This window comes from Protofrankia sp. Cas3 (genome assembly GCF_963555955.1).
In the GTDB taxonomy this organism is placed as follows: Bacteria; Actinomycetota; Actinomycetes; order Frankiales; family Frankiaceae; genus Protofrankia.
This window is the reverse complement of sequence record NZ_CAUVXP010000034.1, coordinates 1-13,326: the sequence shown is the minus strand read 5'-3', so window position 1 is coordinate 13,326 and position 13,326 is coordinate 1. Positions and strand designations below refer to the sequence as shown.

Genomic DNA, 13,326 nt, shown 5'->3' with positions numbered 1-13,326 from the left:
CGAACCGAAACATCAGGCAAGCGGTTCACAAGATGACAGAATCTCGCCGGTCGCCCTCCGAGGCCAGCGGATGGCTCGGGAAACCGAACCATCAGCAGACCTCGGTGAAGACGGCCCTGCGCAAGACATTCGCGACTGTCTCGTGGCTGTACGGGCGTCTGTTCTCCTGGCTTACCGGGAACCCCGACGCCGCTCGGATCGAGCATTTCATCAGGGATCAGAACAGAGCGGCCATGGCGCACGCCGGGCTCTCGGTGCTCGGCGCGACGGCCCTGGCCATGGCCCCGTTCGCAATTCGCGACCTGATTGACGACTGGCTGCTCCAGCTACGGACGAGCGGAATACTTCTCCCCGTTCTCCTCATCCTCGGCGCTTTTGTGCTCAGCGCCGTCGTAGCCACCCTGCAGTACATACTGATCGGCTACCTCAGCGAACGGCTGGCCTGCCGGATCCGCCACGACCTGCACGAGCACGCTGTTTCCCTGCCGTTCCCCCGCTTCATGCGGACCCGGCACGGGGACGTCGTCACCCTCTTCACCATTGATACGGCCAAGGTACAGATCGCCGGCGCCGTCTGTCTGCCTGCCGTCGCGACGATGGCGGTCGAACTCGTCGTCGCAGGTGTGGTGGCCTTCCTGCTGGAGTGGCGGCTCGCGTTCGCGGTTGCCGCGATCGGTGTGATTCCCCTCATCCTGCTGCGGCGCATTCGCGCACGCGTCCGGGAGATCAGCCGGGTGGAAGCCGAGCGGCATACCCGGATGGTCGATCACGTCATCGAGCTGACCGGGCCGGCGGGAGCGCTGCACCTGCGTGCGTTCCGTGCGCAGGGCGTCGGCCAGGAGGAGTTCGAACGACTGGACTCCGCCATCGCGACAGCGCTCCGCACCCGTGTCCAGGTGTTCGCCCGTCTGCAGCTCACCTCCGCGGGCAGCTCGGTGCTGACGACCATGACCGCGATCGGGCTCGGGGTATGGCTCTCCCTGGAACAGATAATGACGGCCGGCACCTTCGTGGCCTTCCTCAGCGTGCTGCTGCTGGCCTTTCGTTCAATCACCGGATTCGCGGACCTGCGCACCCGGTTGTTTGACGGCGAGTCCTCCCTCGTTCGCATTCTGGCTTTCCTTGACATTCCACTGGATCTCCCTCGCGTTACGGACCGCAGCAACGTTCGGCCACTGGCTATGATCGATCGACCGCGGCCACCGGAAGAAACCGTGTCGCAAGCCGAACCGGTGGTGTCAGAACCGGCGAGCGTTCCCCGTCCGCCCGTTCACGGCGATCTCGTCCTGGCGAACGTCTCGTACTCCTATGCCCCGGACATGCCGGTACCCACCTGGGCCGTCCGCTCAGTGGACATCGTCGTGCGCAAAAGCGAGATGGTTGCCGTCGTCGGATTCAGCGGCGCGGGCAAAACGACGCTCTGCTACCTCGCGAGCGGCCTGCTCACGCCCACCGCCGGGCGGGTTCTGCTGGGCGGGCGGGACGTCGCGGAACTCACCGCCGAACAGGCGCGAGCCGCGGTCGGCTTTGTCTCCCAGGAAGCGTTCACCCAACGCCGCACCATCGCCGAGAACCTCAGGTTCGGGAATCCGTCGGCGACCGCGGACGAACTCTGGGCCGCACTCGAGGCGACCGGTCTCGTCTCCCTCGTCCGGTCCCTGCCGGACGGGATCCACACCCCACTCGGGTGCGACGGCTATGAGATCTCCGGTGGGGAACGACAGCGGCTGGCCATCGCCCGGGTCCTGGTCCAGAACCCGCGGACGGTCATCCTCGACGAAGCCACGTCAAACCTGGACGCGCTGACCGAGGAAAAGCTCCGGACGTCGTTCGAACGTCTTCTCGCCGATCGCAGCTGTCTGATCGTCGCCCATCGGATGACGATGACCGTCGCCGCCGACCGTATCTACGTGATGGAAAAGGGCACCGTGGTTGAGGCCGGCCCGCATGACCGGCTGATCACAACCGGTGGAATCTACGCCCAGCTGAGCCGTGGCCGGGTGGGGCGGATGCCCAGACGAGAAAACGGCCACGGCGCGCCCCGGACCGTAGGCTGACCGGCGGCCCCACCCAAGCTGGCACGACAAGCGGCCCGTGTGATCGTGTCCCTGCGGACATGACCACACGGGCCGCTTGTCGGTCGTGGCGGGCCGGAACCCACACCGGCGGTTCCCGGGAACCCGGATAGGCCTGGACGGCTACCCGGGTTCCCCACGCTGCCTACCGGTACTCACTGCCTACCGGTACTCACTGCCCACCGGTACTCCCCGCCTACCTGTACTCCCCGCCTGTACTGCGGTAGTCGAAGTCATCCAAAGGCACGGCCTGACCACTACCGGTACCGAACGCTCCGTACTCGACGGTCGCGCCCTCCTCGTAGCCACCACCCACCGAGTACATGGACGCCCGCGCCTCCTCGGTCGGCTCGACCCGGATGTTGCGGTACCGGGAGATGCCGGTACCCGCCGGGATGAGCTTGCCGATGATGACGTTCTCCTTCAGCCCGACCAGCGAGTCCGACCGGGCGTTGATCGCCGCATCGGTGAGCACCCGCGTGGTCTCCTGGAAGGACGCCGCCGACAGCCACGACTCGGTCGCGAGCGAGGCCTTGGTGATGCCCATGAGGACCGGACGGGCCGATGCCGGCTGGCCGCCGGACTCGACCACCCGACGGTTCTCCTCTTCGAAACGCGCCCGCTCGACCAGCTCACCGGGCAGGAGCGTGGTCTCGCCCGACTCCAGCACGTTCACCCGCTTGAGCATCTGGCGGATGATGATTTCAATGTGCTTGTCGTGGATGGACACACCCTGCGAGCGGTACACCTCCTGGACCTGGTCGACCAGGTGCAGCTGCACCTGGCGCGGGCCGAGGATGCGCAGCACCTCGTGCGGGTCGACGGCGCCATCGACGATCTTCTGGCCGACTCCGATGTGTTGGCCTTCCTCGACCTTCAGACGCGAACGACGCGACACCGGGTAGGCGATCTCCTCGCCACCGTCGTCGGGCACAACGACGATCTTGAGCGTCTTCTCGGTCTCCTCGATGCGCACCCGGCCGGCGACCTCGCTGATCGGAGCCTTGCCCTTGGGGGAACGGGCCTCGAAGAGCTCGACCACACGCGGTAGACCCTGAGTGATGTCGTCACCGGTGGCGACGCCACCGCTGTGGAAGGTACGCATGGTCAGCTGGGTGCCCGGCTCACCGATCGACTGGGCCGCCACGATACCCACGGCCTCGCCGACGTCCACGAGCTTTCCGGTCGCCAGCGACCGGCCGTAGCACTGTGCGCACACACCCATCCGAGCGGCGCAGGTGAGCGCGGAGCGCACCTTCACCGATTCGATGCCGGCATCGATGATCTGCCCGATGACCACATCGCCGAGGTCGGTGCCGGCGGGCACCACAACATCGCCCGCGGCGTTCACCGCATCGGATGCGAGCGTCCGCGCGTAGGCCGCGGTCTCGGCGTAACGGTCACGGACGAGCGCTCCGTCCGCTCCCTTGCGGGCGATACGAGTGCCGATGCCGCGCTCGGTGCCGCAGTCGTCCTCGCGGACGATGACATCCTGGCTGACGTCGACCAGCCGCCGTGTCAGATACCCTGAGTCAGCGGTTCGCAGCGCCGTGTCGGCCAGACCCTTACGGGCGCCGTGCGTGGAGATGAAGTACTCCACCACGCTCAGGCCCTCACGGAAGTTGGCCTTGATCGGGCGCGGGATGATCTCACCCTTCGGGTTGGCGACCAGCCCACGCATGCCGGCGAGCTGCCGGATCTGCATCATGTTTCCGGCGGCCCCGGAGTTGACCAGCACCGCGACCGGGTTGGTCGGCGGGAAGTTCGCCTCCATCGCCTCGGCGACCTTGCCAGTCGCCTCGTTCCAGATCTGCACAAGTTCGCCACGGCGCTCGTCGTCGGACAGGAAGCCCCGGTCGAACTGCTTCTGCACCCGCTCCGCGCGCTGCTCGTACTCGTCGAGAATCTGCTTCTTGTTCGGCGGCGCAACGACGTCCTCGATCGCCACGGTCACCCCGGACCGGGTGGCCCAGTAGAAGCCGGCGCTCTTGAGCGCATCCAGCGTGGCGGCCACCTGGATCTTCGGGTAGCGCTCGGCCAGGTCGTTGACGATCACGGCCTGGGCCTTCTTGTTCATCATGTAGTTGAGGAACGGGTACCCCACCGGAAGCGCCTCGTTGAGCAGGCAGCGACCGAACGTGGTCTCCAGCGTGAACGGTTCACTGCTGACCCAGTCCGACGGCGGAGTCCAGTCGAGCGGCGGGGTGGTGTCGCGCAGCCGAACCTTGATCTTCGCCTGCAGTGCGATCTCCCGCGCGTCAAAGGCCATCTGCGCCTCGGCCACGCTGGAGAACGCCCTACCCTCGCCGATCGCGCCCTCGGCCAGCCGGCTGAGGTGGAACACCCCGGTGACCATGTCAAGGCTCGGCATGGCCAGCGGACGCCCGGATGCCGGCGACAGGATGTTGTTGCTCGACAGCATCAGGATGCGCGCCTCGGCCTGCGCCTCCGCGGACAACGGCAGGTGCACAGCCATCTGGTCACCGTCGAAGTCCGCGTTGAACGCGGTGCAGACCAGCGGGTGGATCTGGATGGCCTTGCCTTCGACCAGCTGTGGCTCGAACGCCTGGATACCAAGCCGGTGCAGGGTCGGTGCCCGGTTGAGCAGCACCGGATGCTCGGTGATGACCTCTTCGAGCACATCCCAGACGACCGGACGGGCCCGCTCCACCATCCGCTTGGCAGACTTGATGTTCTGCGCGTGGTTGAGATCGACCAGCCGCTTCATCACGAACGGCTTGAACAGTTCGAGCGCCATCTGCTTGGGCAGACCGCACTGGTGCAGCTTCAGCTGCGGCCCGACGACGATGACAGAACGGCCGGAGTAGTCGACCCGCTTACCGAGCAGGTTCTGGCGGAAGCGCCCCTGCTTGCCCTTGAGCATGTCCGACAACGACTTGAGCGGGCGGTTACCCGGGCCGGTGACCGGCCGGCCACGGCGGCCGTTGTCGAACAGCGCGTCGACGGCCTCCTGCAGCATCCGCTTCTCGTTGTTGACGATGATCTCAGGGGCGCCGAGGTCGAGCAGCCTCTTGAGCCGGTTGTTACGGTTGATCACCCGACGGTAGAGGTCGTTGAGGTCGGATGTCGCGAACCGACCACCGTCGAGCTGCACCATCGGGCGCAGGTCCGGCGGAATGACCGGAACGCAGTCGAGCACCATCCCGTTCGGGGAGTTGCGGGTGTTCAGGAACGCCGAGACCACCTTGAGACGCTTCAGCGCCCGGGCCTTCTTCTGCCCCTTGCCACTGCGGATCGTCTCCCGCAGTGATTCGGCCTCCGCGGCCAGGTCGAAGTCGACGAGCCTGCGCTGCAGTGCCTCGGCACCCATGCCGCCTTCGAAGTACTGCCCGAAGCGGTCCCGCAGTTCGCGGTAGAGCAGCTCGTCCGGCTCGAGATCCTGGACCTTCATGCCCTTGAAGCGGTCGAACACCCGCCCAAGATCATCAATCTTGCGCTGGACGCGGTCGCGGATCTGGCGCATCTCGCGCTCAGCCGCCTCCCGGACCTTGCGCCGGGCGTCGCCCTTGGCGCCCTCGGCCTCCAGCTGCGCGAGGTCCGCCTCAAGCTTCTTCTGCCGCGTCTCGACGTCGGCGTTCTTCTTGTCCTCGAGATGCTGCTTCTCGACGGAGATCCGCGCCTCGAGGGTGGGCAGGTCGCGGTGACGCGCCTCGACGTCCACATTGGTAATCATGTACGCGGCGAAGTAGATGACCTTTTCAAGGTCCTTCGGCGCAAGGTCGAGCAGGTAGCCGAGCCGGCTCGGCACACCCTTGAAGTACCAGATGTGGGTTACCGGCGCGGCCAGCTCGATGTGACCCATCCGCTCACGACGCACCTTGGCGCGAGTGACCTCGACACCGCAGCGCTCACAGATGATGCCCTTGAAGCGAACGCGCTTGTACTTGCCGCAGTAGCACTCCCAGTCCCGGGTCGGACCGAAGATCTTCTCGCAGAAGAGTCCGTCCTTTTCCGGCTTCAGGGTGCGGTAGTTGATTGTCTCCGGCTTCTTGACCTCACCGTGTGACCACTGGCGGATGTCGTCTGCCGTGGCGAGGCCGATGCGCAGCTCGTCGAAGAAGTTGACGTCGAGCACGTGTCTTCTCTCTCTGCCGTCTGGCTGCCCCCCCATCGCCGGCGGGCATTGCGAGTAATGGCGGCGACGGGGGGCTTCTGCCGTCAGTTATTCCAAGGTCGGCGGGACGCCGGGAAACGATCAGTGCATCCGGGCTACCGGACGCCGTGACCCGGCGGGTTTCTGATCACCAACTGCGAGTCACGACCACTGGTAGCACCGTCGATCCGCACAGCCGGCGGTCATCAGGTTCCCTTGGGGGCCTGCGGGCGCGCAGGTGGAGCCATGCTTGCGCGCCCCTCGGCCGACTAGTCGTCAGACCTCCTCAACGCTGCTCGGCTCACGCCGGGACAGATCGATACCGAGCTCTTCCGCGGCACGGAAGACATCCTCATCGGTGTCGCGCATTTCAATGGAGACACCGTCACTGGAGAGAACCTCCACGTTCAGACACAGTGACTGCATTTCCTTGATGAGGACCTTGAAGGACTCCGGAATGCCGGGTTCGGGAATGTTCTCGCCCTTGACGATGGCCTCGTAGACCTTGACACGGCCCAGGACGTCGTCAGACTTGATGGTCAGCAACTCCTGGAGGGCGTAGGCGGCACCGTACGCTTCCAACGCCCACACCTCCATCTCACCGAAGCGCTGTCCACCGAACTGCGCCTTACCACCCAGCGGCTGTTGTGTGATCATGGAGTACGGGCCGGTCGACCGTGCGTGGATCTTGTCGTCGACCAGGTGCAGCAACTTGAGGATGTAGATGTAGCCGACCGCCACCGGGTACGGATACGGCTCGCCCGTCCGGCCGTCGAAGAGCCGCGCCTTGCCGCTGGAGCCGATCAGCCGGTCACCGTCACGGTTGGCCAGCGTCGAGGCGAGCAGACCGGTGATCTCCTCCTCCCGGGCGCCGTCGAACACCGGCGTCGCCACGTTGGTGTCGGGCGGGGCCTGATGCGCGCCGATACCACGCAGGCGCTCCTTCCAGTCCTCGACGCCGTCGTCAACCTGCCAGCCGGTCTTGGCCACCCAACCGAGATGGGTCTCCAGGATCTGGCCGATGTTCATACGGCGCGGGACACCGTGCGGGTTGAGCACGACGTCCACCGGAGTGCCGTCCGAGAGGAACGGCATGTCCTCGGCAGGAAGGATCTTCGCGATGACGCCCTTGTTTCCGTGCCGGCCGGCCAGCTTGTCACCATCGGTGATCTTGCGCTTCTGGGCGACGTACACGCGGACGAGCTCGTTCACCCCGGGCGGCAGCTCGTCGCCGTCCTCGCGGGCGAAGACCCGAACCCCGATGACCTTGCCGGACTCGCCGTGCGGCACCTTCAGCGAGGTGTCGCGGACCTCCCGGGCCTTCTCACCGAAGATCGCGCGTAGCAGCCGCTCCTCCGGGGTCAGCTCGGTCTCGCCCTTCGGCGTGACCTTCCCGACCAGCACGTCACCGGGCGAGACCTCAGCGCCGATCCGGATGATCCCGCGCTCGTCGAGGTCGGCCAGGACCTCCTCGGCGACGTTCGGGATGTCCCGGGTGATCTCCTCGGGGCCGAGCTTGGTGTCACGGGCGTCGACCTCGTGCTCCTCGATGTGGATCGAGGACAGCACGTCGTCCTGGACGAGCCGCTGGGAGAGGATGATCGCGTCCTCGTAGTTGTGCCCCTCCCAGGGCATGAACGCCACCAGGAGGTTCTTGCCCAACGCCATCTCGCCGTTGTCGGTGCACGGGCCGTCCGCGATGACCTGACCGGCCAGGACGCGGTCACCCTCGTCGACGATCGGCTTCTGGTTGATGCACGTCCCCTGGTTGGACCGGCGGAACTTCGCCATCCGGTAGGTACGCCGGGTACCGTCGTCGTGCATCACGGTGATGTAGTCGGCGGACAGGTCCTCGACGACGCCGGACTGTGTGCAGACGACCACGTCGCCGGCATCCTTGGCCGCGCGGGCCTCCATGCCGGTACCGACCAGCGGCGCCTCGCTGCGCAGCAGCGGGACGGACTGGCGCTGCATGTTCGAGCCCATCAGGGCGCGGTTGGCGTCGTCGTGCTCAAGGAACGGAATCATGGCTGTGGCCACCGACACCATCTGGCGCGGCGAGACGTCCATGTAGTCGACCTCGTCCGGCGGGATGAACTCGACCTCGCCGCCCTTGCGGCGCACCAGGACGCGGTGCTCGGCGAACGAACCGTCGCCGGTCAGCGGCGCGTTCGCCTGCGCGATGACGTGCCTGTCCTCCTCATCCGCGGTGAGGTAGTCGATCTTGTCTGTGACCCGACCGGCCACGACCTTGCGATAGGGCGTCTCGACGAAGCCGAACGGATTGACCCGCGCGAACGTCGACAGCGAACCGATCAGACCGATGTTCGGGCCTTCCGGCGTCTCGATCGGGCACATCCGGCCATAGTGGCTGGGGTGGACGTCGCGGACCTCGAAGCCGGCCCGTTCCCGGGACAGACCACCGGGGCCGAGCGCGGACAGGCGCCGCTTGTGGGTAAGGCCCGCCAACGGGTTGGTCTGGTCCATGAACTGGGACAACTGGCTGGTGCCGAAGAACTCCTTGATGGAGGCGACGACCGGCCGGATGTTGATGAGCGTCTGGGGAGTGATCGCCTCGACGTCCTGGGTGGTCATCCGTTCCCGGACGACCCGCTCCATCCGGGCGAGACCGAGCCGCACCTGATTCTGGATCAGCTCGCCGACCGTACGCAACCGACGGTTACCGAAGTGGTCGATGTCATCCACGTCATATGACTTGTCCTTGCCCGCATGCAGCTGCACGACATATTCGATCGTGCGGACGACGTCATCCTCGGTGAGCACGCCCACGTCGTGCGGGACGTCGACGCCGAGCTTCTTGTTCACCTTGTAGCGGCCGACCTTCGCCAGGTCGTAACGCTTCGGGTTGAAGAAGAGGTTCTCCAGCAGCGTCTGGGCCGACTCGCGTGTCGGCGGCTCACCCGGCCGGAGCTTGCGGTAAATGTCGAGCAGCGCGTCGTCCTGGCTGGATGTGTGGTCCTTTTCCAGCGTCACTCGCATCGACGGAAAATCACCGAAGCGCTCGAGGATGCGCGCCTCGTCCCAACCGAGCGCCTTGAGCAGCACGGTCACCGACTGGCGGCGCTTGCGGTCGATACGCACACCGACGGTGTCCCGCTTGTCGACCTCGAACTCCAGCCAGGCGCCCCGGGACGGGATGACCTTGCAGGAGAACAGGTCCTTGTCCGACACCTTGTCGATGGTCTTCTCGAAGTACACACCGGGCGAACGCACGAGCTGGCTGACGACAACCCGCTCGGTCCCGTTGATGACAAAGGTGCCCTTCGGAGTCATGAGCGGAAAGTCGCCCATGAACACCGTCTGGCTCTTGATCTCACCGGTGTTGTTGTTGGTGAACTCGGCCGTCACGAACATCGGGGCCGAGTACGTCATATCCTTGTCCTTGCACTCCTCGACGGAGTACTTCGGCGGTTCGAAACGGTGGTCGCGGAACGACAGTGACATCGAACCCGAAAAGTCTTCGATAGGAGAAATCTCCTCGAAGACCTCTTCGAGACCCGACGTGACGGGTACGTCGTCACGACCGGCGTCGATGGCTTCCTGGACCCGTTCCGCCCACGCCTCATTGCCGATCAGCCAGTCAAAGGACTGGGTCTGCAGGGCGAGAAGATCGGGGACCTCGAGAGGTTCGATGATCTTTGCGAACGAGATGCGGGAGGAGTTAGGCGAGGCGGCCAAGGTGGTCCTTCCGGTGGCCTGATCGTCGGGCTGGCGGTGCTCATGCGTCCTTGGGCCGCCGACAACGCGATCATGATTCTTCTCACGTTGCCCTCGGCCTCCTCGAACAATCCGGCGAAGGGTGGTCGGGTGATCAGTGTCTCGCTACGGTTGTGCGGAGTGTCGGCGGGGGTAGTCCAACGGAACGCGCTGCTGCCCCACGGTGCGGGCAGACGCGACACGGTGCGGGCAGACGCGACACGGGCGTCGACGAGTAGTCCGTCACGACATCTTCCGAAGGAGGACACCTGTGTGGGAGGGTCATCCCAGGCTGGCGACGTGGCGGCGGTTCGGTGGCAGGTTGCGGTCAACGGTCTCGCTCGGATTACCTCGGTCCTTACGTCTGGACGGCCGCGCCACGGGACGCGGTTGCGCGCGGGGCCGGATCGTCGCGTACCCGAAGGAAACGCAAGCGCACGACGAAAGGGCAGCCCAAACGAGCAGTGTAGCCGATGGCCGCACTGCTGGCAAGGCTGCTCGACAGGTATGTCTCACCGCTTCCCGATGATGGAACTCCGTCCCGGGTGAGGTCGTCAACCCCAACCGGAAGACCGCATGCCGCACCCTAACAACATGGCACCGCAGCAGCTCACCGTAACAGCCACGGAACTGGCGTGGCACCGCGCACTCGGCCGACGACAGACTCCCGAGGGACGGGCTTGCCAGCGGCCTGCCGGAGGGGCCCCGGCAACCGGTCGGACCGCCGTTGCCCGCCTTGTCCGTTGACGAGCGGCGGCCCGACCGATCAGTGCCTACTTGACGGTGACCCCGTCGCTACTTGACGGTGACCGTCGCCCCGGCACCCTCAAGCGCGGCCTTGGCCTTCTCCGCGGCTTCCTTGGTGGCCTTCTCCAGGACCGGCTTCGGTGCGCCGTCGACGAGGTCCTTGGCCTCCTTCAGGCCCAGACTGGTCAGCGCGCGGACCTCCTTGATGACCTGGATCTTCTTGTCGCCCACAGCGGTGAGGATGACGTCGAACTCGTCCTGTTCCTCGACGGCCGGCGTCTCAGCGGCCGAACCGGCACCGCCGGCAACGGCGATCGCGACCGGGGCTGCCGCGGTCACCCCGAAGGTGTCCTCGAACTGCTTCACAAACTCCGACAGCTCCAGCAGCGTCATTTCCTTGAACGCGTCCAGCAGCTCGACGGTCGACAGCTTCGCCATCGTGGCGGTCCTTCCGGTTGTGATGGCACGCCGCCCGTGGCGGGTACCGGGAACTGGTTTGGAGTATCTGGTGTAGGGCTGGACGGACAGCTCTATTCGGCGCTCGGCGCCGCCGCGGTGGGTCCGTCTGTGGCCGGTCCGTCTGTGGCCGGTCCGTCTGTGGCCGGTCCGTCTGTGGCCGACGCCTGCGGCAGGGGGGCTTCGGACGCGGGCAGCTCGGCCTCCCGCTTGGCACGCAATGCCTCGGCCAGGCGAGCCGCCTGGGACAGCGGCGCCGCGAACAGGCGGACCGCCTGGGCCAGCGACCCGTTCAGCGCACCGGCGAGCTTGGCGAGCAGCACCTCGCGGGACTCGAGATCGGCGAGCTTGCGGATGTCGTCTGCCGACATCGACCGGCCCTCGACGACCCCACCCTTGACGATCAGGGCGGGATTGGCGCGGGCGAAGTCACGCAGGCTCTTGGCCGCCTCGACCGGGTCGCCGGTGACGAACGCGACCGCTGTCGGGCCGACCAGGAGTTCGTCCAGACCCGTGACGCCCGCCTGCGCGGCGGCAATCCTGGTCAGGGTGTTCTTCACCACGGCGTACTCGGTGCCCTCGCCCAGCGAACGGCGTAGCTCGGTGAGCTGGCTCACCGTCAACCCGCGGTACTCGGTGAGTACCGCCGCGGACGCGCCCCGGAACGAGTCTACGATCTCTGTTACCGCGGCGACCTTTTCCGGCTTCGCCATCGGGCTCCTTCATGGGGTCTGGCCAGTCGCCCGAAAGATGCCGGATAACGACAAACGCCCCGGCGCAGGCGCACGGGGCTGAAGTACCGGGGAGTACGCGGCTAGCCGCCAGCCCCGGGGCAACGCTCCCTCACCTGCGCGGGCCGCCCGGTCATACCGGACCTTCGGTCGCCCCGGAACGGGACGACGACCAGCGGTCTTCGGTTTGGTTCTTGTCAGATAGTACACGCAACGACCAGACACGGACCGACGGGCCGCCAAGCGGCTACCACGAAGGTCCGGGTGTCTGGAGCCCCGAACACCCGGAGCCCCGGACCGCGACCCGCCGGAAAGATCAGACTGTGGCATCCTCGAGAAGGTTACGGGTACGGCTGGGATCGACCGGGATTCCCGGACCCATCGTCGTCGTCAACGTGATCTTCCTCAGATAGCGACCCTTGGACGCCGACGGCTTCACCCGGACGATCTCGTCCAACGCGACACCGTAGTTCTCGATCAACTGCTCATCGGTGAAAGCGGTCTTTCCGATCACGATATGCAGGTTGCCCTGCTTGTCCACCCGAAAGTTGATCTTTCCGCCCTTGATGTCGCGGACGGCCTTGGCGATGTCAAGGGTGACGGTTCCGGTCTTGGGGTTCGGCATGAGTCCGCGTGGCCCCAGGATCCGGGCGATACGGCCGACCTTCGCCATCTGGTCGGGCGTCGCGACCGTCGCGTCGAAGTCCAGGAATCCTTCCTGGATCCGCTGCACGAGATCGTCGCTGCCGACGATATCCGCACCCGCCGCGGCGGCCTCGTCAGCCTTCTCGCCGACGGCGAAAACCGCAACCCGCGGGGACTTGCCGGTTCCGTGCGGCAGGTTCACGGTGCCGCGGACCATCTGGTCGGCCTTGCGCGGATCGACACCCAGGCGCAGCGCGACCTCGACCGTCGCGGCGTACTTGGTGGTGGACGTCTCCCGGGCCAGCGCAACGGCCTCCAGCGGCGTGTACAGGCGGTCCGCTTCGATCTTCTCGAAGGCGGCCCGGTATGCCTTGCTGCGCTTCATGTGTGTCTCCTTGTGGTCATGGCGGGCAGCCCGGACGGGCGCCCTCCCACAGTCGTTCCGGCCTTGGCGGTCAGCCGCTGACGGTTATGCCCATGGACCGCGCGGTCCCGGCAATGATCTTCTCGGCGGCGTCCAGGGTGGTCGCATTGAGGTCGGGCAGCTTGGTCTGGGCGATCTGGCGGATCTGCTCCGCGGTGAGGTTCGCCACCTTGGTGCGGTGCGGAACACCGCTGCCCTTCTCGATTCCAGCGGCCTTGAGGATGAGCCGTGCCGCCGGCGGGGTCTTGGTGACAAAGGTGAAGGAACGGTCGTCGTACACGGTGATCTCGACCGGGACGACATTCCCACGCTGTGACTCGGTGGCCGCGTTGTACTGCTTGCAGAACTCCATGATGTTGACGCCGTGCTGGCCGAGCGCCGGGCCCACCGGAGGTGCGGGTGTCGCCACACCGGCGT

General features: G+C 66.2%; 7 protein-coding genes. 1 reads left to right on the top strand and 6 read right to left on the bottom strand.

Annotation, left to right across the window (positions count from 1 at the left end):
• Positions 1–32 precede the first annotated feature (32 nt).
• Entirely contained in the window at positions 33–2,057 is a 2,025-nt protein-coding gene (locus tag U9983_RS09060; protein WP_322753589.1) for an ABC transporter ATP-binding protein, read from the top strand.
• Between the two features lie 214 nt (positions 2,058–2,271).
• Here U9983_RS09060 and U9983_RS09055 read toward each other — a convergent pair whose 3' ends face one another.
• From U9983_RS09055 to rplK, 6 genes are all read right to left on the bottom strand, one after another.
• The gene (locus U9983_RS09055) at positions 2,272–6,171 is read right to left on the bottom strand and encodes a DNA-directed RNA polymerase subunit beta' (protein WP_322753588.1); all 3,900 of its coding nucleotides are present in this window, start codon (positions 6,169–6,171) and stop codon (positions 2,272–2,274) included.
• 294 nt (positions 6,172–6,465) lie between these two features.
• On the bottom strand, positions 6,466–9,888 hold the full coding sequence (gene rpoB / locus U9983_RS09050; protein WP_322753587.1) for a DNA-directed RNA polymerase subunit beta: 3,423 nt from the start codon (positions 9,886–9,888) through the stop codon (positions 6,466–6,468).
• An 813-nt stretch (positions 9,889–10,701) separates the two neighbouring features.
• Positions 10,702–11,091, bottom strand: a complete 390-nt coding sequence (rplL, locus tag U9983_RS09045) for a 50S ribosomal protein L7/L12 (protein ID WP_416211325.1) — start codon at positions 11,089–11,091, stop codon at positions 10,702–10,704.
• Between the two features lie 92 nt (positions 11,092–11,183).
• Positions 11,184–11,822: a 50S ribosomal protein L10 gene (gene rplJ / locus U9983_RS09040; RefSeq protein WP_322753586.1), complete on the bottom strand. Its 639-nt coding sequence runs from the start codon at positions 11,820–11,822 to the stop codon at positions 11,184–11,186.
• A gap of 334 nt (positions 11,823–12,156) precedes the next feature.
• On the bottom strand, positions 12,157–12,870 hold the full coding sequence (rplA, locus tag U9983_RS09035) for a 50S ribosomal protein L1 (RefSeq protein ID WP_322747910.1): 714 nt from the start codon (positions 12,868–12,870) through the stop codon (positions 12,157–12,159).
• 70 nt (positions 12,871–12,940) lie between these two features.
• Positions 12,941–13,326, bottom strand: a 386-nt coding sequence (gene rplK / locus U9983_RS09030; protein WP_322753585.1) for a 50S ribosomal protein L11, incomplete at its 5' end; no start/stop codon positions are given.